The 24,714-nt window shown below is 72.0% G+C and carries 29 protein-coding genes; 17 read left to right on the plus strand and 12 right to left on the minus strand.

Features of this window, described 5'->3' with window-relative positions; genetic code table 11:
* Window positions 1-47: 47 nt before the first annotated feature.
* The 5 genes from SPOPO_RS0111720 (at window position 48) to SPOPO_RS29165 (ending at window position 3,942) form a co-directional block, all read left to right on the plus strand.
* Window positions 48-1,289 carry a hypothetical protein gene (locus tag SPOPO_RS0111720; protein WP_019874970.1) on the plus strand — a complete coding sequence of 414 codons (1,242 nt, stop codon included), beginning with the start codon at window positions 48-50 and terminating at the stop codon, window positions 1,287-1,289.
* 236 nt (window positions 1,290-1,525) lie between these two features.
* Complete coding sequence (locus tag SPOPO_RS34350; RefSeq protein ID WP_019874971.1) at window positions 1,526-2,146, plus strand: nucleotidyltransferase family protein; 621 nt, start codon at window positions 1,526-1,528, stop codon at window positions 2,144-2,146.
* Complete coding sequence (locus SPOPO_RS35150) at window positions 2,139-2,393, plus strand: BON domain-containing protein (RefSeq protein WP_019874972.1); 255 nt, start codon at window positions 2,139-2,141, stop codon at window positions 2,391-2,393. Before SPOPO_RS34350 ends, SPOPO_RS35150 begins: the two co-directional genes overlap by 8 nt.
* Window positions 2,390-3,115, plus strand: a complete 726-nt coding sequence (locus SPOPO_RS0111735; RefSeq protein ID WP_019874973.1) for a metallophosphoesterase family protein — start codon at window positions 2,390-2,392, stop codon at window positions 3,113-3,115. The genes SPOPO_RS35150 and SPOPO_RS0111735 overlap by 4 nt, the downstream gene beginning before the upstream one ends.
* A gap of 11 nt (window positions 3,116-3,126) precedes the next feature.
* Window positions 3,127-3,942, plus strand: a complete 816-nt coding sequence (locus SPOPO_RS29165; protein WP_019874974.1) for a hypothetical protein — start codon at window positions 3,127-3,129, stop codon at window positions 3,940-3,942.
* Between the two features lie 134 nt (window positions 3,943-4,076).
* Here the strand turns inward: SPOPO_RS29165 and SPOPO_RS32735 are convergent, their stop codons facing one another.
* The 4 genes from SPOPO_RS32735 to SPOPO_RS0111760 form a co-directional block, all read right to left on the minus strand.
* Window positions 4,077-6,800, minus strand: coding sequence for a SpoIIE family protein phosphatase (locus tag SPOPO_RS32735; RefSeq protein WP_019874975.1), 2,724 nt, complete (start codon window positions 6,798-6,800; stop codon window positions 4,077-4,079).
* 137 nt (window positions 6,801-6,937) lie between these two features.
* On the minus strand, window positions 6,938-7,501 hold the full coding sequence (locus tag SPOPO_RS0111750; RefSeq protein WP_019874976.1) for a DUF5709 domain-containing protein: 564 nt from the start codon (window positions 7,499-7,501) through the stop codon (window positions 6,938-6,940).
* A 68-nt stretch (window positions 7,502-7,569) separates the two neighbouring features.
* On the minus strand, window positions 7,570-7,836 hold the full coding sequence (locus SPOPO_RS0111755) for an ANTAR domain-containing protein (protein ID WP_019874977.1): 267 nt from the start codon (window positions 7,834-7,836) through the stop codon (window positions 7,570-7,572).
* 13 nt (window positions 7,837-7,849) lie between these two features.
* A complete protein-coding gene (locus SPOPO_RS0111760; RefSeq protein ID WP_019874978.1) occupies window positions 7,850-8,101 on the minus strand; it encodes a hypothetical protein in 252 nt (83 codons plus the stop codon).
* Window positions 8,102-8,180: 79 nt separating this feature from the next.
* On the opposite strand from SPOPO_RS0111760, the gene SPOPO_RS0111765 reads away from it, so the two are divergent.
* The gene (locus tag SPOPO_RS0111765) at window positions 8,181-8,903 is read left to right on the plus strand and encodes a PIG-L deacetylase family protein (RefSeq protein ID WP_019874979.1); all 723 of its coding nucleotides are present in this window, start codon (window positions 8,181-8,183) and stop codon (window positions 8,901-8,903) included.
* A gap of 62 nt (window positions 8,904-8,965) precedes the next feature.
* Here the strand turns inward: SPOPO_RS0111765 and SPOPO_RS29175 are convergent, their stop codons facing one another.
* The 7 genes from SPOPO_RS29175 to SPOPO_RS0111800 all read right to left on the minus strand — a co-directional run bounded on the left by SPOPO_RS29175 (window position 8,966) and on the right by SPOPO_RS0111800 (window position 13,239).
* Window positions 8,966-9,172: a hypothetical protein gene (locus SPOPO_RS29175; RefSeq protein ID WP_019874980.1), complete on the minus strand. Its 207-nt coding sequence runs from the start codon at window positions 9,170-9,172 to the stop codon at window positions 8,966-8,968.
* 43 nt (window positions 9,173-9,215) lie between these two features.
* Window positions 9,216-9,674 (minus strand): SRPBCC family protein, encoded by a 459-nt coding sequence (locus SPOPO_RS0111775; RefSeq protein ID WP_019874981.1) that lies wholly within the window; start codon window positions 9,672-9,674, stop codon window positions 9,216-9,218.
* Window positions 9,675-9,770: 96 nt separating this feature from the next.
* Window positions 9,771-10,223: a hypothetical protein gene (locus SPOPO_RS0111780; RefSeq protein WP_019874982.1), complete on the minus strand. Its 453-nt coding sequence runs from the start codon at window positions 10,221-10,223 to the stop codon at window positions 9,771-9,773.
* Window positions 10,224-10,409: 186 nt separating this feature from the next.
* The gene (locus SPOPO_RS0111785; RefSeq protein ID WP_019874983.1) at window positions 10,410-10,655 is read right to left on the minus strand and encodes a hypothetical protein; all 246 of its coding nucleotides are present in this window, start codon (window positions 10,653-10,655) and stop codon (window positions 10,410-10,412) included.
* Window positions 10,656-10,701: 46 nt separating this feature from the next.
* Window positions 10,702-11,091, minus strand: coding sequence for a VOC family protein (locus tag SPOPO_RS0111790; protein ID WP_019874984.1), 390 nt, complete (start codon window positions 11,089-11,091; stop codon window positions 10,702-10,704).
* 115 nt (window positions 11,092-11,206) lie between these two features.
* Entirely contained in the window at window positions 11,207-12,583 is a 1,377-nt protein-coding gene (locus SPOPO_RS0111795) for a nitrate/nitrite transporter (protein ID WP_019874985.1), read from the minus strand.
* 158 nt (window positions 12,584-12,741) lie between these two features.
* Window positions 12,742-13,239 (minus strand): inorganic diphosphatase, encoded by a 498-nt coding sequence (locus SPOPO_RS0111800; RefSeq protein WP_028984710.1) that lies wholly within the window; start codon window positions 13,237-13,239, stop codon window positions 12,742-12,744.
* A 130-nt stretch (window positions 13,240-13,369) separates the two neighbouring features.
* Here SPOPO_RS0111800 and dacB point away from each other — a divergent pair, with 130 nt between their 5' ends.
* The 5 genes from dacB (at window position 13,370) to ftsH (ending at window position 19,772) form a co-directional block, all read left to right on the plus strand.
* The gene (dacB, locus tag SPOPO_RS0111805; RefSeq protein WP_019874987.1) at window positions 13,370-14,815 is read left to right on the plus strand and encodes a D-alanyl-D-alanine carboxypeptidase/D-alanyl-D-alanine endopeptidase; all 1,446 of its coding nucleotides are present in this window, start codon (window positions 13,370-13,372) and stop codon (window positions 14,813-14,815) included.
* Between the two features lie 47 nt (window positions 14,816-14,862).
* Complete coding sequence (locus tag SPOPO_RS0111810; RefSeq protein ID WP_028984711.1) at window positions 14,863-15,927, plus strand: zinc-dependent metalloprotease; 1,065 nt, start codon at window positions 14,863-14,865, stop codon at window positions 15,925-15,927.
* A 132-nt stretch (window positions 15,928-16,059) separates the two neighbouring features.
* Complete coding sequence (gene tilS, locus SPOPO_RS0111815; RefSeq protein WP_028984712.1) at window positions 16,060-17,091, plus strand: tRNA lysidine(34) synthetase TilS; 1,032 nt, start codon at window positions 16,060-16,062, stop codon at window positions 17,089-17,091.
* A 16-nt stretch (window positions 17,092-17,107) separates the two neighbouring features.
* Complete coding sequence (gene hpt / locus SPOPO_RS0111820) at window positions 17,108-17,659, plus strand: hypoxanthine phosphoribosyltransferase (protein ID WP_019874990.1); 552 nt, start codon at window positions 17,108-17,110, stop codon at window positions 17,657-17,659.
* Window positions 17,660-17,720: 61 nt separating this feature from the next.
* Window positions 17,721-19,772: an ATP-dependent zinc metalloprotease FtsH gene (gene ftsH, locus SPOPO_RS0111825; RefSeq protein WP_019874991.1), complete on the plus strand. Its 2,052-nt coding sequence runs from the start codon at window positions 17,721-17,723 to the stop codon at window positions 19,770-19,772.
* Between the two features lie 114 nt (window positions 19,773-19,886).
* Here the strand turns inward: ftsH and SPOPO_RS0111830 are convergent, their stop codons facing one another.
* Window positions 19,887-20,807, minus strand: a complete 921-nt coding sequence (locus SPOPO_RS0111830; protein ID WP_156869825.1) for a hypothetical protein — start codon at window positions 20,805-20,807, stop codon at window positions 19,887-19,889.
* Window positions 20,808-21,090: 283 nt separating this feature from the next.
* On the opposite strand from SPOPO_RS0111830, the gene folE reads away from it, so the two are divergent.
* The 6 genes from folE to SPOPO_RS29180 all read left to right on the plus strand — a co-directional run bounded on the left by folE (window position 21,091) and on the right by SPOPO_RS29180 (window position 24,554).
* A complete protein-coding gene (gene folE, locus SPOPO_RS0111835) occupies window positions 21,091-21,714 on the plus strand; it encodes a GTP cyclohydrolase I FolE (protein ID WP_019874993.1) in 624 nt (207 codons plus the stop codon).
* A 52-nt stretch (window positions 21,715-21,766) separates the two neighbouring features.
* Window positions 21,767-22,564, plus strand: a complete 798-nt coding sequence (gene folP / locus SPOPO_RS0111840; RefSeq protein ID WP_019874994.1) for a dihydropteroate synthase — start codon at window positions 21,767-21,769, stop codon at window positions 22,562-22,564.
* Window positions 22,561-22,992: a nuclear transport factor 2 family protein gene (locus SPOPO_RS0111845; RefSeq protein WP_019874995.1), complete on the plus strand. Its 432-nt coding sequence runs from the start codon at window positions 22,561-22,563 to the stop codon at window positions 22,990-22,992. The genes folP and SPOPO_RS0111845 overlap by 4 nt, the downstream gene beginning before the upstream one ends.
* Window positions 22,993-23,105: 113 nt before the next feature.
* Window positions 23,106-23,474: a dihydroneopterin aldolase gene (gene folB, locus SPOPO_RS0111850; RefSeq protein ID WP_019874996.1), complete on the plus strand. Its 369-nt coding sequence runs from the start codon at window positions 23,106-23,108 to the stop codon at window positions 23,472-23,474.
* Entirely contained in the window at window positions 23,471-24,031 is a 561-nt protein-coding gene (gene folK / locus SPOPO_RS0111855) for a 2-amino-4-hydroxy-6-hydroxymethyldihydropteridine diphosphokinase (RefSeq protein WP_019874997.1), read from the plus strand. The genes folB and folK overlap by 4 nt, the downstream gene beginning before the upstream one ends.
* 7 nt (window positions 24,032-24,038) lie before the next feature.
* Window positions 24,039-24,554 carry a DUF3180 family protein gene (locus SPOPO_RS29180; RefSeq protein WP_019874998.1) on the plus strand — a complete coding sequence of 172 codons (516 nt, stop codon included), beginning with the start codon at window positions 24,039-24,041 and terminating at the stop codon, window positions 24,552-24,554.
* Window positions 24,555-24,714: the final 160 nt, after the last annotated feature.

The following is a 24,714-nucleotide window of genomic DNA, read 5'->3' on the forward strand; positions in this document are numbered from 1 at the left end:
CTACCCGGCGGTGGGCGATCCAGCACCTCCCGCCCGAAAGGACCGTCATGGGTTTCAACCCCCTCGACCACAAGGGCATCCCCGTCGCTGACCAGTTGCGCAACTGGCGCGAGCTGGATGTGGAACCGGTCGACCCGGATCTCGCCGACCCGTACACCAAGTGCCGCATCATCGTGATGAACGGCATCGAGGTCGAGTCGATCCTGTTCAGCCACCAGTTCCACCGGAACTGCCCGGACATGGCACTCAAGCACGCGCTCGCGCAGACGCGGTACATCGAGCAGCAGCAGCAGAAGGTCGTGAACTGGCTGCTCCCCGGGTCCAGCTCCGCGTTGGAGACGACGATCTCCTACGAGCAGGTCGCGATCGACCTGACGGCGTGGCTGGCGCGCCAGGAGCCCGATCCGTATCTGCGACAGGCCTACGAGTTCGGTGTCCTCGAGGACTTCGACCACCTGTACCGGTACGCCAACCTCTACGAGATGATCCAGCACCGCAAGGCGGAGCGGATCGTCGACTCGCTCACCGAGGTCATGCCCGGACGCCCGACGCGCTACCACCACCGGCACCCGATCGACAACGTCCGCGAGCCCTACAACGCGAAGACGACGGACCCGCGCTCGAAGCTGCACTCGCTGACGCTGGTCGCGGCCGAGCAGCAGACGATGAACTTCTACATGAACGTCGGCCCGCAGTACATGGAGCCGATCGCGCGCCAGCTCTACCAGGAGATCGCGATGGTGGAGGAGGAGCACGTCACGCACTACGGCTCGCTCCTCGACCCGACCGAGACCTGGTTCGAGCGTCTCGTCCTGCACGAGTACAACGAGTGCTGGCTCTACTGGTCGTTCATGGAGCAGGAGTCCGACCGCCGCGTGAAGGCGATCTGGGAACTGCACCTGAACCAGGAGCTCGGGCAGCTGCACGAGGCCATTGAGCTCATGCGCAAGCACGAGGGTCGCGACCCGGTCGAGATGCTCCCGGCCGAGCTCGCCCCGCCGATGACGTTCGAGCCGAACAAGGCCTACCTGCGCGAGCTGCTCGACACGCAGATCGACCTGACGACGCTCGGGACCGGCTTCGTCAAGGACGCGCACGAGCGCTTCCAGGCGATGCAGGACGCTCTGCTCGGTGGCGAGCTGCCGGCGAGCGACGCCGTCATCGCCCAGCACGAGGAGATGTTCGGCGGCAGCGACTACCGCATGCAGACCGACGGCGAGCACCCGCGGCCCGAGCTGCGTCAATCGGCGCTCGATCAGCTCGCGGTCGCCCCCGGTGCGGCGAGCTGAGGGGACATCAGATGACTGCACAGATGTCGGAACCCGGCGTCGACCTCGGCGCCCTGGCGTCCGAGAAGGACCCGGTCGCGTTTCTGATCGGACAGCACATGATGATCCGCGACCTGTTCACCGAGGTGATAGGGCCCAGTTGCGTCCGACGATGTGGCTGCTATTGCGACCACATCGTCGGACGTCCGGGATCCTCTCGTGGGGTGAGGAAAGGCGGGCGCGGGTAGAGCCTCGAAATGGAGACTCTGACCGCGGCCGCCGCCCCCGAGACGCCGGAGCCTCCGGTCGGCACGATCAGCTCGACCGAGGATCTGGGGCTCCTGACCTCGCTGCGGACGGCGGCCTTCGCCCTCAAGCGCGCCGGTATCCGGTTCGCGCTCGCCGGCAGCTTCGCGGTCCACGCCCGCGGGGGCCCGCTGCCCGAGCACGACGTCGACTTCTTCCTCCAGCCGCAGGACCGCGACGCCGCGGCGGCGGCGCTCGCGTCGACCGGACTGCGCGTGGAGCAGCCCCCACTGGACTGGCTGTTCAAGGCCTACGACGGCGACCGGCTCGTCGACCTCATTCACGCGCCGATGCGCCGTCCCGTCGACCTCGCGCTGCTGGACCGCGCCGACGAGATGGACGTCGCCGCGCTGCGCATGCCGGTTCTCTCGGCGACGGATCTCGTCGTCTACAAGCTGCTGACGTTCAACGAGCACACATGTGACTTCGCGTCAGCGATCCCGACCGCCCGGGCCCTGCGCGAGCAGGTGGACTGGGACGTGGTCGCTGCCCACACCGCGGAGTCCCCGTTCGCGGCCGTGTTTCTCGACCTGCTCGGCCGCCTCGAGATCACCGGGGGAGCCGATGACTGACAGCCCGCCCGTCTACCTCGTCGCCCGACTGCGCGAGGCGCTCGCGTCCGACGAGCGCACGACCGAGCAGGGCGTGCGGGTCCGGGTCCGCAATGACGAGGTGTACCTCGACGGCCCGGTCGCCGACGCGGACCACCAGGCGGCGATCCGCGCGGTCGTCGCCGAGACCGCGCCCGGTCTGCGCGTGCACGACGAGACCCACGTGCCGTCCGCGGCGGCGCCGACGACGTCGGAGGAACTGTCGTGATCCGCATCGCCGCCGTCGGCGACATCCACCTCGGCGAGAAGAGCCGCGGTGCGTTCCGCCCGGCGTTCGAGGAACTCCCGAACTGCGCGGACGTCCTGCTGCTCGCGGGCGACCTGACCCGGCACGGGACCGCCGCCGAGGCGAAGGTTCTCGCCGACGAGGTCGCCGACCTCGGGGTGCCCGTCATCGCCGTCCTCGGCAACCACGACTGGCACAGCGACGCCGCCGACCAGGTGACGGGCGCCCTGTATGACGTGGGCGTCCAGGTGCTCGAGGGCACCGGGACGGTGCTCGAGATCGACGGCTGCCGCCTCGGCGTCGCCGGGACGAAGGGGTTCTGCTGCGGCTTCCCCGGCCGCCAGGCGTCGGAGTTCGGCGAACCGGAGATGCGGGCCTTCGTCGCCCACGCGCGCAACCTGGCCGAGGCGTTCGGCGACGCGCTGCTCCAGTTGGAGTGCGACATCCGCGTCGGGCTGACCCACTACTCGCCGGTGAAGGACACCCTCGCCGGGGAGCCGCCGGAGATCCACGCCTTCCTCGGCGACTACCACCTCGCCGAGGCCCTCGACAACGCCCAGGCCGACCTCGCCGTGCACGGCCACGCGCACGCCGGTAGCCCACGCGGTCTCACGGCGGGCGGGGTCCGCGTCCGGAACGTCGCGCACCCGGTGATCGGCACGGCCTTCTCGGTGTTCGAGCTTCCGCACCCGGACGTGCTCTAACGTCGGCAGGCATGGCCGACGAACTGGGTGCCGTCGCCGACGAGCTGTACGGCCTGCCGGCGTCCGACTTCACCGCCGCCCGCAACGCCGCCGCGAAGACGGCGAAGGCGAAGGACCGCGACCTCGCCGCCGCGATCACCGCGCTGCCGAAGCCCTCGACGTCCGCCTGGGTCGTCAACCAGCTGGTGCGCCAGCACCCCGACGACGTCGACGCGCTCCTCGAGCTCGGCGACGACCTCCGCTCCGCTGAGCGCGCCCGTGACCCCGACCGCATCCGCTCGCTGAGCCGCGAGCGCAACCTCCGCGTCCCGGCCCTGACGCGGCAGGCGAAGGCCCTCGCCGAGGAGCGCGGGCAGCCGGTGAGTGCGTCGGTCGCCGAGGAGATCGAGAGCACCCTCACCGCCGCCCTCGCGACCGAGGAGTTCGGGACGGCGGTCCGCAGTGGCCGCCTCACCAAGGCCCTCGTCTGGGCCGGGTTCGGCGAGATGCCCGCCCTCGCGTCCCTCGTCGCCGTCCCGTCCCCGGCGGCGAGGCCCAAGCCCGCCGCGAAGGGCAAGAGCAAGGACGACGCCGCCGCGAAAGCCGCCGCCGAGGGAGCCGAGCGCGAGGCCGCCGCGGCCGCCGAGGCCGAGCGCCGCGCCGCGGAGGAGCGGGAGCGGGAGCTCACCGAGGCGCGGGAGGCCGCCGCCGAGGCCGACCGCCGGGTCGAGGAGCTCACCGCGACCGTCGACGACCTCACCCAGCAGCTGGAGTGGGCGAAGAAGCAGCTCACCTCCGCCCGCCGCGAGGCCAAGTCCGCTGCCCGCCTCGTCCGCGACCTCTCCTGACCCCCGCCGCCCCCGTGTGACAAAAGGGTGACACCCCTTACTGCGCAGTAAGGGGTGTCACCCTTTCTTGACATCGGCACAGGCGGCGCACAGGGTCCGGCCGGGCGGGCGGGCGGGCGGGCGGGCGGGCCGGCTCAGGCGGGGCCGCGGTACTCGGCGATCAGGAGGGCGAGGTCGTCGTTGAGGCGGGAGCGGCCGGCGCGGGCGCGGAGCGAGGTGAGGACGGCGTCGAGGAGCCCGAGGTGGTCGCGGCCGAGCTCGGGGCGGAGGAGAGCGACGAAGTCGAGGAACCGGCCCTGGGGGTCGCGGGTCTCGATGGCACCGTCGGTGTAGAGCAGGAGCCGGTCGCCGGGGGAGAGGCGGCCGGTGTCGACGCCCGGCTGGACGCCGAGCCCGAGGGGGACGGTGTACTGCGACCCGACCTCGGTCACCTGACTGCCTGTCAGCAAGAGCGCCGGCGGATGCCCGCAGGACGTGACGGAGAAGCTGCCGTCGTCCGCGATCTCGGCCAGCAACGCGGTGACGAAGTCCTCCTCCCCGAGGTGCGGACGCAACCGCCGGTCGAGCTGGGTCGCGACGGCCGGCAGGTCCGCCAGCTCCGCCGCGACGGCTCTGAACTCCCCGAGCACGATCGTCGCCATCCGCACCGCGGACAGGCCCTTGCCGCGGACGTCGCCGATCAGCAGCCGCACCGACCCGCGCCGGGCGACGACCTCGTACAGGTCCCCGCCGACCTGGGCCTCGGCGGCCGCGCCGATGTACCGCGCGGCGAGGGCGACCGGCCCGATCCGGGCGGGCGGCGGGGCGAGGATCGCGCGCTGCGCGGCGTCGGCGACCCGACGGATGTCCGCGAGCTGCCCGGTCTTCTCCCGGTAGGCCGCGGCCGACCGCAGCGCCGCGGCGACCCGGCGCGCGATGTCCTGCGCGAACGGCACGTCACTGGCGACGTAGCGCCGCGAGTCGTCCGCGTACACGAGCGTCAGGACGCCGGAGATCTCGTCCTCGAACGCGAACGGCACGACCAGCGCGCTCGAGCTGCCGAGCTGGTGCAGCAGCTCCAGGTGGCCCAGGTCCACCGCGGCGGTCGCGAGCATGTCCGCCGTGACGTCGTCGAACAGCTCCGGCTGCATGGTGCGGATCGCGCGCCCGGTCCCGATGTCGGTGTTCGGCTGCACCGGGTACCGCCGCATCATCTCCTGCGCGATGACGTTCCGCTCGGGATCGACGTGCGCGATCGCGGCCATGCGCAGCGCCCCGTCCTCGGCGAGCTGAACCGAGCACCAGTCGGCGAACCGAGGGACCATCAGTTCCAGCGTCGCCTGCAGGGTCGCGTCGTAGTCGAGGGTCCCGGACAGGACGATCGACGCGTCCGCGATGAACGCCAGCCGCTCGTTCGCCGCGGCGAGCTTCGCGTTCGCCTCGGCGACGCGCTCCGAACTGATCGCCCGCTCGAGCGCCTGCGCGAGGGTGTCCGCCAACGTGGTGACGATCGAGCTGCGGCTCTCCTCGTCGAGGCCGACGAGTGGGAACGTCACGGTCAGGACGCCGATGCACTCCGCGCCGACGACGAGGGGTGCGATGTGCACCGTCCGGTCCTCGGCGAAGCGGGCCGCGAGGCCGGGGAAGCGCTCGCCGGCGGCGCGGCCGCGGAGCTCCATCGGCCGCCGGGACCGCGCCACCTCGGCGAGGGGGTCCTCGCCGGCGAGGTCGACCACGTGCGCGGCCGCCTCGCCCCCGGCCGCAAGGGGCTCCAGAACCGCGCCGCGGAGCAGATGGATCGCCGACCCGGTCGCGTCGAGGTGACGGGCCGCGCTGGAGGTCAGGGTCTCGGCGATGTCCGCGACGCCCCGGGCCTGGCTGAGCTCGCCGGTGATCAGCTGCAGGCGGCTGAGCCGGTCCGAGACGTCGCGGAGCGTCGACAGTCGCGTGACCTCGGCCGCGAGCGCCTGCGGGAAGCTCGGCACGACCGGCAGCGGGCCACCGGCGGCGAGGGCGCGCAGCCGGTCGATGAGCCCCTGCACGTACCACTGCCGGAACACGCGGTGCGCGGGCGGCGTCTCGAGCGTCAGCAAGGCTGCGTTGCGCGCGTACGCGTCGACCTTGTCCAGCGCCGCCAGGTACCGCTCGCCCGCCGCGGCCGCGGAGACGGGCAGCGTCAGCACCAGGTCGGTCTCGACGTCACCCCGGTCAGCGGCGGCGACGGCCTGCCGCTTGATCTCGGTCCGGGCGAGGGCGAAGTCCTCCGCCATGGTGTCGATGAGCTCGACGAGCTCGGGCGGCGGCCGGCTCTCCGTGACGTCCGACCCCGCGGTCACGAGGTGGAACTCCCGCAGGACGTTGTCGACGTGCCCCTTGGCCGCGAGCAGCAGGTCGGTCGGCACGGACCCGAGCCGCACCGTGAACACCGGCTCGTCCGAGTCCGCCCCGGGGATCTCGAACTGGCTCAGGTCGAGGCCGGCGAGGCTGTGCAGGCTCGCTCCGCTGGGCCCGGAGCTCACCTCGGCCCACACGATCTTGCGCCCGTCCGCCGCCGGTTCGACACCCCAGCCGGCGGTCGTCGCGGCGACGAGGGCGAGGCCGCGGCCGGTCATCGAGTGCGGGTTCAGCGGTGGCGCGATCGGCAGGTCCCGGCCGCCGTCCTCGACCTCGATCCGCGCGCCACCGTCCGTGCGCTTGACCCGTACGACGATCGGCGCTGCGGCGTGCAGGACCGAGTTCGTGACGAGCTCGGTGACGACGAGCTCCGCGGTGCCGACCGTGTCGCCGGGGGCGTCGGCCAGCTCCGTGGCGACGAACCGGCGGGCCTTGGTGGCGGCGTCCGGCTCGGCCGCGAGCACCAGCTCGGACGCAGCCGGCACGGGGGGCCTCCTCGCAGAACGACGCGGGTCACGCCTCATTCTGCCTGCTCAGGACGCGCACCGCCCGACCGCTGGCCCGTGGGAGGGGCGCGGCCGGGCGGCGGGCGATCGAAGCGCCGGCGAGTGCTGGAGAAGTGCTAGAGCTTGCTGTCCTCCGGCAGGGCGACGCGGCGTTCCGCGTCGAGCAACTCCTCGTCGGACAGTGCGAGTTCGGTGGGGTCAGCGTCGTCCAGCACGTCCGCGCCCACCTCGTCGACGACGCGCTCGGCGTCGGGAACCTCGTCCGGATCCGGGATCACATGCACAGCTGCCTCCTCGGCCGATGCGCCGGCACCGTCGATGCCGACGTCCGTGGCGAACAGGTCCTTGTCAGTGTCGCTCCGCGACCCGGCGTCGTCCTCGACGAGACGACCGGCCCGCTGGGCGCCGACCTCACCGCCGACGGACTCGCGGTCGTCGTCGCCGGTCTCAGGTTCCTCCTGCGCGAGCCGCTGGTCCAGGGACTCCCCGTGGGACTCCTCCCACTCGGTGTTTCCGTAGCGCTGGCCCGCCGACCACTTCTCGGGCGGGGAGTACCCCTCGTCGAGGGGTTCCTTGAGCCCGCGCTCGTCGACCAGGCTGTCACCCATCGACTGCGGCTGGTCCTCGTCGTCGACGCTGTAGCCGTTGTAGATCTCGTTCTCCTCCGACGGCTGCGACATCGGGGCACCTCCTCGTGGACGGGCTTACCTTCTCGAGGCTTCCCACCCCGGCCGCCGGCACACGTCGATCAGCCAGGCGTGACCTCTCCGGCGCGGGTGCGCACCACCTCGGCCGCGACGTCGATGAGCTTGCGGTTCGAGCGGTTGGACTGCACGCGGAGGTGGTCGAACGCGGCGTCCTCGTCGAGGTCCAGCCGGAGCATCAACATGCCCTTCGCCTGCTCGATCACGCCGCGGTTGCGCATGGCGAGGCGCAGGCCCTCCACCTCGGCCTGAAGCTGCGTCAGGTGGGGGTCCTCGGCGGTCTCCGGAGTCTCCTGCTCGACCTCGATCACGGGTCCCTGGGGGCTACTGCTCCGCGTCCTGGCCGTCGGAGCGCTCCTGGCCGCCGATGCCGACGTCGTCCCCCCGGGTCGGGATGGGCGACGCGGTGCCGGCGTCCGCGAGCCCCGGCTCGGCGCTCTGCGCCGGCGCGGTCGTCTGCGTCCCCGGGCTGAGCGGGCCGTCGTCGTCGTAGACCTCGTCCTCCCCGCAGGCGGCGGCGCTGCCGAGCACGAGCACGGCGGTCAGAACGGCGGGGGCGGAACGGGGCAGGGACATGGACTCTCCTTCGGCTCGTGGCCGCACTACCCCGAGGCCCGCGCGGAATTCCCCCCCGGGCGAGGCCGTTGCACCGGGCATGTCCGACGTCACGCCCGAACAGACCCGCGTCCTCGTCGTCACCGCCCACCCCGACGACGTCGACTACGGCGTCGCCGGCTCGATCGCCCGCTGGACCGCGGAGGGCATCGAGGTGGCCTACTGCATCGTCACCGACGGTGACGCCGGTGGGAACGATCCCTCGATCAGCCGCGCCGAGATGGCCGCGCAGCGCCGGGAGGAGCAGCTCAAGGCCGCGTCCGTGGTCGGCGTCCGGCAGGTCGAGTTCCTCGGCTACCCCGACGGCCGCCTGACGGTGAGCCTGGAGCTGCGCCGCGACATCTCGCGCGTGATCCGACAGTTCCGCCCGACCCGCGTGATCACGCAGCACCCGGTCCGCGACCTGCGCAGCATGTACGGCAGCCACCCGGACCACACGGCGACCGGCGAGGCCGCGTTCTGCGCCGTCTACCCCGACGCCCGCAACGAGTTCGCCCACCCCGAGCTGCTCGCCGTCGACGGCCTCGCGCCCCACACCGTCTCCGAGATCTGGGTTCTCTCCCCGGGCGGGGGCGACGTCACCGTCGACATCACCGACACCTTCGACCGCAAGATGGCCGCGCTGTGGGCGCACGTCTCCCAGACGGCCCACCTTCCCGACCTCGAGCAGCGCATGCGCGAGTGGGGCGCCGCCCAGGCGGTGGCGGGGAACCTTCCGTCGGGACGCCTCGGCGAGTCGTTCGTCGTGCTCGACACCCGTTAAGACGTTGCGTCCGGCCAACTGAGGCCAATAGCCCACAGTTGGCCGGACGTTACGAGCTCAGCTCAGTCCGCGGCGGCGCGGCGCTCGGCTCCGGTCTCGCCGGAGAAGTCCTCGTCGCCGGCGACCCGGCCGACGAACTCCTCGGCCTTGCTGGTCCCGGTCGTGCCGCCCTCGGTGTCCCGGCGGTCCGGGTCACCCCCGGTGGCCCGGGAGTCGACGCGCGCCTCGTCGGGCTCGACGTCGGACTCGGTCTTCTGGCGTCCGCTCATGGCGCTCTCCTCTCGACGCGACGACGCGACCCGGCGAACCCGGTCAGGGCTTCGGCCGGTCGACCTCGCCGCGCCAGGCGCCGGTCTCGGCGCCGCGCTCCTCGATGAACTCCTTGAACCGGCCGAGGTCGCCGTCGATCTGGCGGCCGATCATGCCGGTCGCGAGGCCGAGCTTCTCGAGCATCCCGCCCTCGATGTCCATCTGAAGGGTGAGGCGGGTCTGGGCCTCGTCGAGGCGGTGGAACGTGACGACGCCGGCCTGCTCGGTCTCGCCGTTGGTCGTGGTCCACGCGATCCGCTCGTCCGGGATCTGCTCGGTGATGCGGGTCTCGAACTCGCGCTCGGCGCCCATCACGTTGGTCTTCCAGCGGCTGCGGGTGTCGTCGATCTGCTCGACCGACTCGACGCCGTCCATGAACCGGGGGAACTCCTCGAGCTGCGTCCACTGGTTGTAGGCCGTCGACACGGGGACGGCGACGTCGACCGTCTTGAGCAGCGTCATGTCGCTCTCCTTCGTTTCGGGCACAACCCGTTTCGGGCGCGCCGTGATCACTCGGAGAGAGCCCTACCCGGGCCGGGGCCGGAAACTCGGGAGCAGCTAGCGGAGCCGGCCCGGCAGCCCCGGCCGCTCGTGGGTGAGGAGGCGGTCCGCGAGCGTGGTCGCCGCGGCGGGGTCGCCGACGCCGGCGGCGGCGAGCGTGGCGTACGTCTCGGACCGGTCGAGGCCCTCGAGGTGACGGAGCGCGTACGCGGCGCGGGCGGCCGGGAACAGGCCGACGAGGTCGGGGGCGGAGGCGCGCGGCCGGGCGCCGCAGGAGGCGAGGACGGCGCGGCGGCGGCCGGTGGCCAGCGTGCGGCGCAGGACGAGCTCGCGCAGGACGGCGTACGGGGCCTCGGGGTTGTAGGTCCGGTCCACCGCGACGTGGGCGATCAACGCCCGCCGACGGCGTCCGAGGCTCGGGCTGAGCACGAGAAACGCCAGCCGTTGCAGCCGGGCGCGCGCGTCGGCGACGGAGGGGTTCAGACCTGGTTCGGCGGGGTTACCGGACACGAGAACGACGTCCCATCTTCCGGAGCGGCGGGGCGGATCAAGACGTGACAGAAGCTTGTGATCATGTGACGAATCACGAACGGAGCGTCACCGGTTTGATGCATGTCCGAAGGACAATCCTCTGGGTCCCGGGGGGTGTGTCAAGAGTCTTGGGCCCGGCGGGCCGAACTCTTAGCTGACGCCCTGTCACTTGCTCGGCGTGTCGCCGCCTGAGCCAGCCTTACCGGTGATTTTGCTCTTGAGCGTCTCGACGCGTTCCTTGTTCTTCGGGTCCTGGAGCTGCTTCTGCACCTGCTCCTTGGCCTTCGCGATGCGCTCCTGGTTCTTCGGGTCCGCGAGCTGCTTGCGGACCTGCTCGTTCGCGACCTTGATCGCCCGGCGACCCTGCGGGGACGCGAGGATCTGGGCGACTCTGATGATCGGCACCGCCATGAGAAACACCTCGGACGAAGTCGGGAACTCTCTCAGGTTACCGGCACTACGGACGTTGGTCCCGGCGAAGCGGATGGTCGGCCGGGACCTCGACCAGGACGATCTTCATCCCGTCCGGGTCCGCGATCCAGCACTCGATGAGCCCCCACGGCTCCTGGACCGGCGGCCGGAGGACCGGGACGCCCGCCCGTTCGAGGCGTTCGTGCTGCTTGTGGACGTTGCGGACCTGGATCCACATGGCGATCGCGTCGTTCGGGCCGTCCGCCGAGGAGCCGGAGAGCTCGAGCAGCCCGTTGCCCAGGTGGAACACCACGCCGGGGTGGTCCGCCGGCCCGAACTCGCGGAACACCGCGAGGCCCAGGGTCTCCTCGTAGAAGTGGCGGGACCGGGCGTGGTCCGTCGGGCGCAGGAGTACGCGACTGCTCAGGACGTCCATGCCCGGGATTCTTTCCGACCCGGCTGGGAGGACGGAGAACGGCCCCGGGACCGGGGGAGGGAACTCCCGGTCCCGGGGCCGACTCGCCCGGAGTGAGATTGTTTGTGACGGGGCGTCAGACCCCGAGCAGCTTGCCGTCGCGCGGCCGGAGGTAGACCCACCAGGTGACGACGAAGCAGGCCGCGTAGAAGAGCAGGAAGCTCAGGTAGGCCGCGTCGCCGGTGCCGTTGCGGAGGAACGACTCGCGGAACGCGATGTTGACGAGCACGCCACCGAAGGCTCCGATCGCACCGGCGATGCCGATGAGGGCGCCGGACATCCGTCGCGCGTGCCGGTCGGCGGCGGCCGAGTCCTCGCCCGCGGCGACCGCGAGCTGGGCCTTGGCCCGGAAGATCATCGGGATCATCTTGTACGTCGAGCCGTTGCCGATGCCCGAGGTGATGAAGAGGCCGACGAAGCCGCACAGGTGCAGCGGCAGTGACTCCTGCATCGAGGCGATCCACACCAGCGAGGCGAAGACGGCCATCCCGACGAAGTTCCAGAACGTCACCAGCGCGCCGCCGATCCGGTCGGCGAGGACGCCGCCGAGGGGCCGGGCGATCGAGCCGATCAGCGCGCCGATGAAGGTGATCTCGGCGGCGTCACGGGCGGTCGGGAACTGGTCCGGGAACTGCGTCAGCAGGACCTGGCCGAAGGCGAAGCCGAAGCCGATGAACGAGCCGAAGGTGCCGATGTAGAGGAAGGACATGATCCAGGTCTGCGCGTCCTTGCAGACCTCCCGCATCGCGCCCTTCTCGTTCGCGGCGCTGGTGATGTTGTCCATGTACAGCGCCGAGAGCACGGCGGCGACGACGATGAACGGGATGTAGATGCCGACGACCATCTTCGGGTGGTTCACGCCGGCGGTGGCGAGGATGATCAGGCCGACGATCTGGATCGTCGCGACGCCGAGGTTGCCGCCGGCGGCGTTGAGCCCGAGCGCGCGGCCCTTGAGCCGGGCCGGGTAGAAGACGTTGATGTTCGCCATCGACGAGGCGAAGTTGCCACCACCGACACCCGCGATCGCCGAGAGGATCAGCAGCGTGGAGTAGGAGATGCCGGGCTCGAGCAGGAAGAACGTCGCCAGCGTCGGGAGCAGGAGCAGGGCCGCGGAGACGATCGTCCAGTTCCGGCCGCCGAACTTCGCGACCGCGAAGGTGTACGGCAGGCGCAGGAACGACCCGCACCCGGCGGCGACCGAGACGATCGTGAACTTCTCCGCCGGCGTCAGGCCGTAGGCCGGGCCGAGGAACAGCACCAGCGTCGACCACATCGTCCAGACCGAGAACCCGATGTGCTCGGAGAAGATCGAGAAGATCAGGTTCCGACGGGCGATGTGCTTGCCCGTCGACTCCCAGAACTCGACGTCCTCCGGCCGCCAGTCGTCGATCCAGTGCGGCCGGGCGGTGGTGGTCTCGGGGCTGGTGCCCGGGCTCTCCGCGGCAATCGTCATCGGGGCTCCTGCTCGTGCGGTGGACTCCTGCAGAGTCCGGCACGGTTGTTGCCGCCCTGTGTGTGCCGTGTTAACCGAAACGCACGCGAAGCCGCACCCGCCTCACCGCGGGCCGTGAGAAGCGCTCTTGAACGCCCGTGATCAGCGCGAACGCACCGTCAGTGAGCTGCGTCACCGTGCTCGACGAGGCGCTTGCGCGAGGCGAGGATCTCGGCCTCCGCGCCGGCGCGGTCGACCCAGGTCGCGCCCTCGACGGACTTGCCGGGCTCGAGGTCCTTGTAGACCTCGAAGAAGTGCTGGATCTCGAGGCGGTCGAACTCCGAGAGGTGGTGGATGTCCCGGATGTGCTCGACGCGGGGGTCGTTCGCGACGACGCAGAGAACCTTGTCGTCCCCGCCCTTCTCGTCGGTCATGCGGAACATGCCGATCGCGCGGCAGAGGATGAGGCAGCCGGGGAAGGTGGGCTCCTCCACGAGGACGAGCGCGTCCAGCGGGTCGCCGTCCTCGCCGAGGGTCTCCTCGACGAAGCCGTAGTCGGCCGGGTACCGGGTCGAGGTGAAGAGCATCCGGTCGAGCCGGATGCGGCCGCTCACGTGGTCGACCTCGTACTTGTTGCGCTGCCCCTTGGGGATCTCGATCGTCACGTCGAACTGCAGGGGCTGGCTCATCGCAGGTAATTCCTCAGGTGGCGGAATCGCAGGGGTGGGGCGGGATGTCTCGATAATCTCGCAGGGGCTTGATCATGGTGGGGTCGGGTCGACGGGCCGTCGTACGAGTGGAGGCCAGGTGGGGGTTCCGCTGCGGTACCGCACGCTCGCGGGGGCCGCTGCGCTCGCGTTGCTGCCGGCGTTGGTCGGCGGCACTGTCGGTGCGGCCGAGATCACACCGTCCCCGACGGCTCCGGAGGACGTCCCGCAGGTCCTCGCCCCCGTCGACCCCGCGTCCGGGACCGGGCCGACCGCGACGGGCCTGAGCTCCGCGCTCGCCGACCTCCTTCGGCCCGGCCCGATCGGCGGGGTCCGCGGGATCGCCGTCGTCGACGTCGCGACCGGCGCCCTCCTCTACGAGGCCGACGGCTCCCGCCCGATCACCCCCGCCTCCACGACCAAGGTCCTCACCGGGGCCGGGATCCTCGCCGCCATGGGCCCCGACGCCGTCCTCCGGACCCGGGTGCAGCGGGTGATCGAGCCGGGCGCCGAGACCGCGGCGCCGACGCCGTCCCCCTCGCCGGGGGCGGTGGCCCCACCCGCGCCGCCGGCGAAGCTCGTGCTCGTCGGCGGCGGGGACCCGTTGCTGTCCTCGCTGCCGAAGGGGTCGGACAAGCTGCCGGAGTACCCGCGGCGGGCGTCGCTGGTGGACCTGGCGGTGCAGACCGTCCGGGAGCTCAACGACGAGGGCATCACCGCGGCGCGCCTGCAGTACGACGGCGGGATCTTCCCCGGCCCGGCGGCCTCGCCGCACTGGGTGCGGACCTACACCGGCGACGTGGTCGGGCCGGTCATGGGCCTGTCCGCGGACCAGGGACGCAACGGCCCGCTGAACGGGGGACGCGTCAACGACCCCGCGCTGCGGACGGCGCAGCTGTTCGCCGCCGAGCTCGAGCGGCGGGGCGTCGACGTCCTGGGCTCGCCGGTGGCCGGGGTCGCGCCGGCCGAGGCACCGACCGTCGCCGAGGTGACGTCCGCGCCGATCGCGGCGCTGGTCGAGCACATGCTCGTCGAGTCGGACAACGACGTCGCCGAGGCGCTGTTGCGGCAGATCGCGATCGCCCGCGGCAAGCCGGGGACGTTCACCGACGGCGTCGCCACCCTGCTGGCGGAGCTGACCGCGCTCGGCGTCGACGTCACCGGCGTGACGCTCCACGACGGCTCCGGCCTCTCCCGCGACAACCGGATCCCGCCGCAGGTGATCGCGAAGACCCTCGCCGTCGCCGCCGCGGGCCCGCGTGTGGAGCTGCGGCCCCTGATCGCCGGCCTCGCGATCGCCGGGACCAACGGGACCCTCGGCCAGCGGTTCACCTCCGGCGCCGCCGTCCCCGCCCGCGGCGTCCTCCGCGGGAAGAGCGGCTACCTGACCGGCGTCGTCTCCCTCTCCGGCGTCGTCCTCGACGCCTCCGGCCGGCTGCTCGCGTTCGACGTCGCCGCCGACGCCGTCCGCCCTGGCGCCGGCATCGCCGTTCGCACCACCTGGGACCGCGTCGCCGGCGTCCTCGCCAAGTGCGGGTGCAGCTGAGGTCTGCGGGCGGCCGTACCGTTGCGGGCATGAGCAGCGGTGGCGCGATGATCGACTGGGGCGTGGCCCGGGCCACCGGGAAGCGCCTGATGCCGGCGCCGCCGCGGCGGACCGAGATCGAGATCGGGCAGGTGGTCGCGCAGCTGCGGACGCTGGCGCTCGACTCCCGGGCGTACGTCCGCGACTTCACCGGGATGATTCCGGCCGGGCCGGAGCCGCCGGTGCTCGTCGTCGACCGGCATCGTTGGCTGGACGTCAACGTCGGGTCGTTCTCCGAGCTCTCCGCCCCGCTGCTGGAGCGGATGGCCGAGGAGCGCCAGGGCGCGACCGGCGCGGTGATGAGCGCGTTCGGCTCGCGGGTGACCGGCGCGGAGCTCGGGGCGCTGCTGGCGTTCGTCGGCTCCAGGGTGCTCGGGCAGTACGAGCCGTTCCTGCCGGCCGCGGGCGCGAAGGAGGGGGAGCGGGGGAGCCTGCTGCTCGTCGCGCCGAACATCGTCGCCGTCGAGCGGGAACTGCAGGTCGACCCGACCGACTTCCGTCTCTGGGTGTGCCTGCACGAGGAGACGCACCGGACGCAGTTCACCGCGGTCCCCTGGCTGGCCGAGCACATGCGCGGCGAGATTCGCGGGTTCCTCGACGCGACCGACGTCGACCCCGCCGCGATGCTCCGTCAGATCGGCCGCGCGGTGCAGGGCCTCGGCGACGTCGCCCGGGGGCAGGGCTCGGTTCTCGACCTCGTCGCGACGCCGGACCAGAAGGTCGCGCTCGACCGCATCACCGCCGTCATGTCCCTGCTCGAGGGCCACGCCGACTTCGTGATGGACGGCGTCGGACCGGAGGTCATCCCGTCGGTCGCGGAGATCCGCTCGGCGTTCCAGCGCCGCCGCGAGTCCGCGACCGGTCTCGACGCCCTGATGCGCCGGCTCCTCGGCCTCGAGGCGAAGCTCAAGCAGTACGCCGACGGGGTCAAGTTCGTCTCCGCCGTCGTCGACGCCGTCGGGATGGCGGGGTTCAACCGGGTCTGGGACTCCCCGGCGACCCTCCCGACCCTCGCCGAGCTCCACGACCCCGCCGCCTGGGTCGCCCGGGTCCACCCCGCCCCGGCCCCCTGATGGGCGGCCCCCTGATGCCCCCGCTGTCAAAAAAGGGTGACACCCCTTACTGCGCAGTAAGGGGTGTCACCCTTTTTTCACATCGCGCCGCACCGAGGGGTGTCACCCCTTGTTCAACGGGGGCGGGCTGAGGTGGGCCCCCACCCGGCGGTGGCGGAGATCCGACGGGCGGTCCGGACGGCGCTGACGGACCTCGAGCCCGGGGACCTCGTCCTCGTCGCGTGCAGCGGGGGGCCGGACTCGCTCGCGCTCGCGAAGGCGACCGCGTTCGAGGCCCCGCGCGCCGGGCTGCGGGCGGGGTTGATCACCGTCGACCACGGGCTGCAGCCCGGGTCGGCGGAGCGGGCGGCCGCGGTCGCCGCGACGGGACGCGAGTGGGGGTTCGACCCGGCCGAGGCGATCGCCGTCGACGTCGGGACCGACGGCGGGCCCGAGGCCGCCGCCCGGACCGCCCGCTACGCCGCCCTCGACGCCGCGGCCGAGAAGCTCAACGCGGCGGCCGTCCTGCTCGCCCACACCCGGGACGAGCAGGCCGAGACGGTCCTGCTCGGTCTCGCCCGCGGGTCCGGGGCCCGCTCCCTCGCCGGCATGGCGCCCCGCTCGGGCCGCTACCGGCGTCCGCTCCTCGACGTCACCCGCGCCACCGTCGCCCTCGCCTGCCAGGCCGAGCACCTCCAGCCCTGGCACGACCCCCACAACGCCGACCCGGCCTACGCCCGGTCCCGGGTCCGCCACGAGGCCCTGCCCGCCCTCGAGGCCGCGCTCGGCCCCGGCATCGTCGACGCCCTCGCCCGGACCGCGGCCCTCCTCCGCGCCGACGCCGACGCCCTCGACGCCCTCGCCGCCGCCGTCTCGGTGGAGATGTCATCTCCACCGGATTCGGCCGTTTCCCTGGAGATGTCATCTCCACCGGAACGGGGGCTCGACTGCGCGAAGCTCGCCGAGCAGCCGGCGGCGATCCGGACCCGGGTGCTGCGGAGCGCGGCGATCGGGGCGGGGTCGCCGGCGGGGGACCTGACGGCGGGGCACGTCGAGGCGCTGGACGCCCTGGTTCTCGCCTGGCGTGGACAGCGCTGGGTAGATCTGCCGGGAGCGGTCCGCGCGCTCCGGTCGTGTGGGACGCTCGTCTTTGTCGGCCCCCCGGAGGAGAGCAGCACCCCGTGAGCGAAGAGGACGTGGCGTGAACGAGGGCGATCTCGGGTCCGACCTGGATCGGGTCCTCATCACCGAGGCGGAGATCCAGGCGAAGCTCCACCAGCTCGCGAAGCAGATCGACGCCGACTACACCGGCCAGGACCTCCTCCTCGTCGGAGTCCTCAAGGGCGCGGTCATGGTCATGGCCGACCTCGCGCGGGCGCTGTCGTCGCCGGTCGAGATGGACTGGATGGCGGTCAGCTCCTACGGCTCCGGGACCAAGTCCTCGGGCGTGGTCCGGATCCTCAAGGACCTCGACATCGATCTGGCCGGCAAGCACGTCCTGGTCGTCGAGGACATCATCGACTCCGGCCTGACGCTCTCCTGGCTCCTGCGCAACCTCAAGATGCGCCAGCCGGCGAGCCTGGAGGTCTTCACGCTGCTCCGGAAGCCGGACGCCGTGCAGGTCGAGATCAATGTCCGATATGTCGGTTTCGACATCCCCAACGAGTTCGTCGTCGGGTACGGCCTGGACTACCGCCAGCGCTACCGGAACCTCCCGTTCGTGGGGACGCTCGCGCAGCACGTGTATCAGTAGCCACACCCCTTGATCGGCCGGCTCGCATCTCGGGGGGCCCGCGACAGGTATCGTCACAGTGATGGACGTCAAGCGTTATCTGCGCGGCCCGGTGGTCTGGATCATCGTGGCCGTTCTCGCCGTGATCCTGGTGAGCCGGGTGTTCGACGCGGCGAACGGCTACAAGAAGGTCGACACCGCGACCGTCATTGACGCCATCTCCAAGGATCAGGTCCAGAAGGCCGAGCTGATCGGCGGCGGCTCGCCGCGCATCCAGCTCGAGCTCAAGGGCGACGTCAAGAACGACAAGATCCAGGCGTCCTACCTCGAGCGCCAGGGCGCCGAGCTCGGCAAGCTCCTGCAGGACAAGAAGAACGCCGGCGCGATCGAGACCTACGACATCTCGAACCCGCGACAGAACTTCTTCGTCTCGCTGCTGGTGACGCTGCTGCCGTTCGTGCTGATCGTCGTCATCTTCCTGTTCCTGATGAACCAGATGCAGGGCGGCGGCTCCCGCGTCATGCAGTTCGGGAAGTCCAAGGCGAAGCTCATTTCCAAGGACACCCCGAAGACGACGTTCGCCGACGTCGCCGGCGCCGGCGAGGCGGTGCAGGAGCTCCACGAGATCAAGGAGTTCCTCGAGGCCCCCGGCAAGTTCCAGGCGATGGGCGCGAAGATCCCCAAGGGCGTCCTGCTCTACGGCCCGCCCGGCACCGGCAAGACCCTGCTCGCGCGCGCCGTCGCCGGCGAGGCGGGCGTGCCGTTCTACTCGATCTCCGGTTCCGACTTCGTCGAGATGTTCGTCGGTGTCGGCGCCTCCCGCGTCCGCGACCTGTTCGAGCAGGCCAAGGCCAACGCCCCCGCGATCGTCTTCGTCGACGAGATCGACGCCGTCGGTCGCCACCGCGGCGCCGGCCTCGGCGGTGGTCACGACGAGCGCGAGCAGACGCTGAACCAGCTCCTCGTCGAGATGGACGGCTTCGACGTCAAGGGCGGCGTCATCCTCATCGCGGCGACGAACCGTCCCGACATCCTCGACCCGGCGCTCCTGCGGCCGGGCCGTTTCGACCGGCAGATCGCGGTCGAGCGTCCGGACCTGCAGGGCCGGCACGAGATCCTCAAGGTCCACGCCCGCGGCAAGCCCGTCGCGCCGGACATCGACCTGCTCTCGATCGCCCGCCGCACCCCCGGCTTCACCGGTGCGGACCTCGCGAACGTCCTCAACGAGGCTGCCCTGTTGACGGCCCGCAGCGACGGCAAGCTGATCGACTACAAGGCCCTCGACGAGGCGATCGACCGCGTCGTCGCCGGCCCGCAGAAGTCCTCTCGCCTGATGAACGAGAAGGAGAAGAAGATCACCGCCTACCACGAGGGCGGGCACGCCCTGGTGGCCGCGGCGCTGCCGAACACCGACCCGGTGCACAAGATCACGATCCTGAGCCGCGGCCGGGCGCTCGGCTACACGATGGTGCTGCCGGACGAGGACAAGTACTCGACGACCCGCAACCAGATGCTCGACCAGCTCGCCTACATGATGGGCGGCCGCGCGGCGGAGGAGCTGATCTTCCACGACCCGACGACGGGCGCCGCGAACGACATCGAGAAGGCGACCGGTCTCGCCCGCGCGATGGTCACCCAGTACGGCATGACCGAGCGTCTCGGCGCGATCAAGCTCGGCCAGGACAACGGCGAGGTCTTCCTCGGCCGCGACATGGGCCACCAGCGCGACTACTCCGAGGAGATCGCGGCGATCGTCGACGCCGAGGTCAAGAAGCTCATCGAGACCGCGCACAACGAGGCCTTCCAGATCCTCGCCGACAACCGCGACATCCTCGACAACCTCGTCGTCGCGCTGCTGGAGAAGGAGACGCTGAACAAGGAGGAGGTCGCCGAGATCTTCCGCGACCTCAACCGGCGTCCCCAGCGTCCGGCGTGGACGGGTTCGGACCTGCGCATCCCGTCCAACCGCGCCCCGGTCATGACGCCGAAGGAGATCGCGCTCGCCAACGGCGCCCCCGTCGACGACGCCTCCACCCCGCCGCCGTCGATCCCCGCGGACAACCGCCCCGCCTACGAGCCCGAGGCCAACCCCGGCCGTCCTGGCCGCCCCCTCTGGGACCCCCCGACCGCCTGACCCGCGCCCCCGGGCCACGGGCCCGGGCTGCCGGCCCCAGCCGCCGGGCTCAGCTGCACCGAGTGCGCAGTTGGGCCCCGGTGTGGGGCCTCGCACCGGTGCCGATCTGCGCACTCAGCGCACGTGAGCGCCGCGCCGGCGGAGGAGGTCGAGGACGCGGGCGATCTCGGCGAGCAGGCGTTCCGGATGCTGGTAGAGCAGCCAGGCGTTCACCTTGATGACGTACCAGCCGCGGCTCGCGTACTCGTTGTCACGGTTGATGTCCGACCCCCATTGCCGGGGCAGGTTCCGGTGGTGGGCGCCCTCGTACTCGAGGGCGAGGCCGACGCGGTAGCCCAGGTCGGGCTTCGCCCACTGGTGGCCGTCCTCGTCGTAGAGGGGCTCGTTGACGGTGTCCGGGACAAAGCCGTGCTCGACGACGAGGAGCCGCAGGTGGCTCTCGGGCGCCGAGTCGGCCTTGGGGTTGAGCAGGGGGAAGGCACGCCGGGCCGTGCGGATGCCCGGCCTCCCGGTGCCGGACTCCAGTGCCGTCACGAAGGACGGCCGCGCCGAGGGCACGCGCAGCAACGCGTCCCCGGCGGCGACGAGGTTGGGGAAGTCGAGATGCGCGGCGAGGTCGACGAACGTCCGGCCGGGCGAGGTCGTCCGCAGGCCGCCGTAGTCCCACACCTCGCCGACGTTCCGGACGCGGTGCGCGACGACGCCCTTGATCCGCGGCTCGACCGCCGCCACCACGCTCGCGTGCACCCGGGTGTCCGCAGCCACCGGGGCGTCGAAGATCTTGGCTGCGGTGTGGTGGCTGAAGGCGGCGTCGTCCGGCAGTACGAGCCGCGCCGCCTCGCACCGCGCGCGGAGGTCCAGGCGCGCGTCGGCCGCGATCCGCACCCCCCGCGACACCGAACGGAATTGCTTGCCTTGCAGCTGACGCCGCGTCAGCCCCGCCGCCATCGCGTCCGAGTTCCGGAACGGGCGGGAATCGCTGAAGTCGGACGGCCCCGTGGAGCCGCGAGGTTCTCTGAAGTCGGAAGAAGTCATGGCGCGGACTCTGCCTCCTCGCGGAGGCCGCCGATCCCGGGCTGTGGACAACTCCGTGTGTGTGCGTCCCTGTGCAAAACTCGCCCGAACGCGCTGGCCGGCCCAGGCGCTGAGGTGCTCTTCTGCGCACCGGGCGCAGCTGGGCCCGGGGTTACGGCCGCGGACCGGTGCTGATCTGCGCACCGGGCGCAGCTGGGCCCCGAGCGCGGGTCGACGCAGCCCCGGAAGAGGGTGCCGCGAGGGCCTCATCCCAGCGTCCCCGGGCAGTGCCTAGGCTGACGGGATGGTCCAACCCACCTCCCTGCCTGAGGACAACGGGGGCGCGAGGCGTCCCTACGACGCGAAGCGGGCGGAGGATGCCGTCCGGGAACTGCTGATCGCGATCGGGGAGGACCCGGAGCGGGACGGGCTGCGGGACACGCCGGCCCGGGTGGCGCGGGCGTACGCGGAGATGTTCTCCGGGCTCTGGCAGCGGCCGGAGGACGTGCTGACCACGACCTTCGACCTCGGGCACGACGAGATGATCCTGGTCCGGGACATCGAGATGTACTCCTGCTGCGAGCACCACCTCGTGCCGTTCCACGGGCTCGCGCACATCGGGTACATCCCGGCCCCCGAAGGCCGGATCACCGGGCTCTCCAAGCTGGCCCGCCTCGTCGACGTCTTCGCGAAGCGGCCCCAGGTCCAGGAGCGGCTCACCACCCAGGTCGCCGACTCCCTGATGCGGATCCTCGAGCCGCGGGGCGCGATCGTGGTCATCGAGGCCGAGCACCTGTGCATGACGATGCGCGGGGTCCGCAAGCCGGGGTCGCGGACGATCACGTCCGCGGTCCGCGGGAGCCTGCTCAACGCCACCACGCGGGCCGAGGCGATGGCCCTGATCATGGAGTCCGGGCCCCGCCGGTGACCAGGTGAACAGGGCAGTCCCCGGCCTGCCGGTCCGGGACCGGTGCCTGGTCATGGGCGTCGTCAACGTCACCCCGGACTCGTTCTCCGACGGTGGCGAGTTCTTCGACGCCGAGACCGCCGTCCACCGCGGCCGCCACCTCATGCGCACCGGCGCGGACCTGATCGACGTCGGGGGCGAGTCGACCCGCCCGGGCGCGGTCCGGATCGACGCCGCCGAGGAGCTGCGCCGCGTCATCCCCGTCGTCGCGGCGCTGGCGAACGACGGCATCCCGGTCGCGGTCGACACCACGCGGGCCGAGGTCGCGGCCGACGCCCTCGCGGCCGGCGCGCGGCTGGTCAACGACGTCTCCGGCGGCCTGTCGGACCCCGAGATGGTCGGGCTGGTCGCGGCGGCGGGCGTACCGTACGTCCTCATGCACTGGCGCGGACCGAGCGTCGACATGCAGTCCCGCGCCGTCTACGACGACGTGGTGACCGACGTCTGCCGCGAGCTGCAGACCCGCCTCGACGAGGTCACGGCCGCGGGGGTCGACCCCGAGCACGTCATCCTCGATCCGGGGCTGGGTTTCGCGAAGACCGCCGAGCACAACTGGGCCCTGCTGGCCCGGCTGCACGAGCTGCACGCGCTCGGCCGCCCGATCCTCCTCGCGGCGTCCCGCAAGGCCTTCCTCGGCCGCCTGCTGCCCGACGCCGACGGCCACCCGCGCCCGGTCGACCGGCGCGAGGACGCCACCACCGCCGTCTCCGCGCTCGCGGCCGCCCAGGGGGCGTACTGCGTCCGCGTCCACGAGGCCGCGCCGACCGCCGACGCCGTCCGCGTGGCGGCCGCCTGGGCAGGAGCGCGATGAGCGACGAACAGCGGCTGATCGAGCTCAACGAGGACTTCTACGCCGCCTTCGAGGCCGGCGACCTGGACCGCATGGACCGGATCTGGGTCAACGGCGAGCTCGCGGCCTCCGTCACCTGCGTGCACCCGGGCTGGCCGGCGCTGCGGGGCCGGGACGAGGTGCTGCGGTCCTGGGCGATGATCATGGCGAACACGACGTACATCCAGTTCGTCCTGACCGACGTCGAGGTCCACCTCGGGACGGACTTCGCGGTGCTCACCTGCGTCGAGAACATCCTCACCGACGACGACGAGGACGACGCGACCACCTTCGCCGGCGCAAAAGGCGTGGCCACGAACATCTTCCGGCGGACCGAGAACGGCTGGCAGCTGTGGGTCCGCCACGGATCGCCGGTCATCTCGGACACGTCGGACGACGACGAGGGGTAGCTGAGGGATTACTTAACCCTTCGCCGGGTCTCAACTGCCCGGTGCGGTGGAAAGACCAGGGCAGGTAGGTTGCACGTACCGCTCTCCCGCCGAGTAGTGAGGACACCCGCCGTATGCAGCAGCTCGACCGCATCGCCCTCCGGGGCCTGCGCGGCTTCGGGCGGCACGGCGTCCTGGCCTCGGAACGGGCGAACGGGCAGCCGTTCCTGATCGACGTGGAACTCGGGGTCGACACCCGCCGCGCCGCCAAGAGCGACGACCTGTCCGACACCGTGGACTACGCCGGTCTCGCCGACCGCGTCGTGGCCCTCGTGGAGGGAGAGCCCGTCAACCTGATCGAGACCCTGGCCGAGCGCATCGCTGCGATGTGCCTGGAGGATTCCGGGGTCGAGCAGGTGCAGATCACCGTCCACAAACCCGAAGCGCCGGTCTCCGTCGCGTTCGAGGACGTATCCGTGACGATCATGCGGAGCCGCTCATGACTGACACCTCGCCCGGCGTCGACGACACCCTCACCGGCCAGCTGCGCCCCATCCGGCGGGCCGTGCTCTCGCTCGGCTCGAACACCGGCGACCGTGAGACGAACCTGCAGAACGCGATCGACGCGATCCTCGACGCCCCCGGCATCTGGGGGCTGAGCGTCTCCCCGGTGTACGAGTCCGAGCCGGAGAAGCCCGAGGACGGCGGGAAGTTCTTCAACGCGGTCCTGCTGGTCGACACCGAGATGTCCGGCGCCACGCTGCTCGAGCGCTGCCACGCCGTCGAGGAGGCGTTCGGCCGCCCGCGCGTGGGCGAGGATCGCTCGGGGCCGCGCCGCCTGGACGTCGACGTCGTCGCGCTCGCCGACCGCGTGCTCGACGACCCCGCGATCACGCTGCCGCACCCGCGTGCGCACAAGCGGGCGTTCGTGCTGCTGCCGTGGCGGGACGTCGAGCCCGACGCCGAGCTCGTCACCCACGGCAAGATCGCCGACCTGCTGACCGACCTGGACACCTCGACGCTGCGCCGCACGGACGTCGTCCTGGAACTCCCCGCCTGACGCGGGCGTGCTGCGACCGACGCGACCGCCGGTCCTCGCCGCGGTCGCGGTGCTGGCCGGCTCGGTCGGGTACTCGGCCGGGCTGCTGATCGACGGCTCCGGCCGGACGCTGCCGCGCGTCCCGCCGACGGCCGCGGGCGTGCTCGCGCTGCTCGCCGCGGTGCTGGTCGGTCTCGCCGTGAGCACCCGGGGCCGGCTGCGGGCGATCGCCGAGCGCCGCCCCGACGCCCGGGCGCTGAACGCGCTGCAGACGGCGCGGTACGTCGTCCTGGCCCGGGCGAGCTCCCCGGTCGGGGCCGCGATGGCCGGGGGTTACGGCGGCTACACGCTCTTCCTCGCCGGGGACTGGGGCGAGCCCGGCCGCTCCGACCTGGGGACGAACGCGCTGGCGGCCGCCGTCGCCTCGGTGGCCGTCGTCGCGGGGGCGCTGTTCCTCGAGCACGTCTGCCGGGTTCCCGGCGGCAACGGTGACGGCCCCGACCGCCCCGGCCTCCCCGGCCCCCGCGCCGATCACGCGGGCTGACGGGCGCCGGCCTGGTGGACGCCTGACCCTCGGGCCTACCTGCGCTGAGTGCGCAGATCGGCCCCGGTCGGTGCCCGGCGACCCGTGCTCACCTCCACCGAGTGTGCAGATCGGCCCCGCAGGCCGGCCTCGCGGGGCTGACGGGCGCCGGCCGGGTGGA

The organism is Sporichthya polymorpha DSM 43042, from assembly GCF_000384115.1.
Taxonomy (GTDB): Bacteria; Actinomycetota; Actinomycetes; order Sporichthyales; family Sporichthyaceae; genus Sporichthya; species Sporichthya polymorpha.

Excerpts from the sequence above, each read along its gene's own strand:
- SPOPO_RS0111720 (WP_019874970.1), top strand. The coding sequence starts at position 48 with ATGGGTTTCAACCCCCTCGACCACAAGGGCATCCCCGTCGCTGACCAG.
- SPOPO_RS34350 (WP_019874971.1), top strand. The coding sequence starts at position 1,526 with ATGGAGACTCTGACCGCGGCCGCCGCCCCCGAGACGCCGGAGCCTCCG.
- SPOPO_RS35150 (WP_019874972.1), top strand. The coding sequence starts at position 2,139 with ATGACTGACAGCCCGCCCGTCTACCTCGTCGCCCGACTGCGCGAGGCG.
- SPOPO_RS29165 (WP_019874974.1), top strand. The coding sequence starts at position 3,127 with ATGGCCGACGAACTGGGTGCCGTCGCCGACGAGCTGTACGGCCTGCCG.
- SPOPO_RS0111750 (WP_019874976.1), bottom strand. The coding sequence starts at position 7,501 with ATGTCGCAGCCGTCGGAGGAGAACGAGATCTACAACGGCTACAGCGTC.
- SPOPO_RS0111760 (WP_019874978.1), bottom strand. The coding sequence starts at position 8,101 with ATGTCCCTGCCCCGTTCCGCCCCCGCCGTTCTGACCGCCGTGCTCGTG.
- SPOPO_RS0111765 (WP_019874979.1), top strand. The coding sequence starts at position 8,181 with ATGTCCGACGTCACGCCCGAACAGACCCGCGTCCTCGTCGTCACCGCC.
- SPOPO_RS29175 (WP_019874980.1), bottom strand. The coding sequence starts at position 9,172 with ATGAGCGGACGCCAGAAGACCGAGTCCGACGTCGAGCCCGACGAGGCG.
- SPOPO_RS0111775 (WP_019874981.1), bottom strand. The coding sequence starts at position 9,674 with ATGACGCTGCTCAAGACGGTCGACGTCGCCGTCCCCGTGTCGACGGCC.
- SPOPO_RS0111785 (WP_019874983.1), bottom strand. The coding sequence starts at position 10,655 with ATGGCGGTGCCGATCATCAGAGTCGCCCAGATCCTCGCGTCCCCGCAG.
- SPOPO_RS0111790 (WP_019874984.1), bottom strand. The coding sequence starts at position 11,091 with ATGGACGTCCTGAGCAGTCGCGTACTCCTGCGCCCGACGGACCACGCC.
- SPOPO_RS0111795 (WP_019874985.1), bottom strand. The coding sequence starts at position 12,583 with ATGACGATTGCCGCGGAGAGCCCGGGCACCAGCCCCGAGACCACCACC.
- SPOPO_RS0111810 (WP_028984711.1), top strand. The coding sequence starts at position 14,863 with ATGATCGACTGGGGCGTGGCCCGGGCCACCGGGAAGCGCCTGATGCCG.
- ftsH (WP_019874991.1), top strand. The coding sequence starts at position 17,721 with ATGGACGTCAAGCGTTATCTGCGCGGCCCGGTGGTCTGGATCATCGTG.
- SPOPO_RS0111830 (WP_156869825.1), bottom strand. The coding sequence starts at position 20,807 with ATGACTTCTTCCGACTTCAGAGAACCTCGCGGCTCCACGGGGCCGTCC.
- folE (WP_019874993.1), top strand. The coding sequence starts at position 21,091 with ATGGTCCAACCCACCTCCCTGCCTGAGGACAACGGGGGCGCGAGGCGT.
- folP (WP_019874994.1), top strand. The coding sequence starts at position 21,767 with ATGGGCGTCGTCAACGTCACCCCGGACTCGTTCTCCGACGGTGGCGAG.
- SPOPO_RS0111845 (WP_019874995.1), top strand. The coding sequence starts at position 22,561 with ATGAGCGACGAACAGCGGCTGATCGAGCTCAACGAGGACTTCTACGCC.
- folB (WP_019874996.1), top strand. The coding sequence starts at position 23,106 with ATGCAGCAGCTCGACCGCATCGCCCTCCGGGGCCTGCGCGGCTTCGGG.
- folK (WP_019874997.1), top strand. The coding sequence starts at position 23,471 with ATGACTGACACCTCGCCCGGCGTCGACGACACCCTCACCGGCCAGCTG.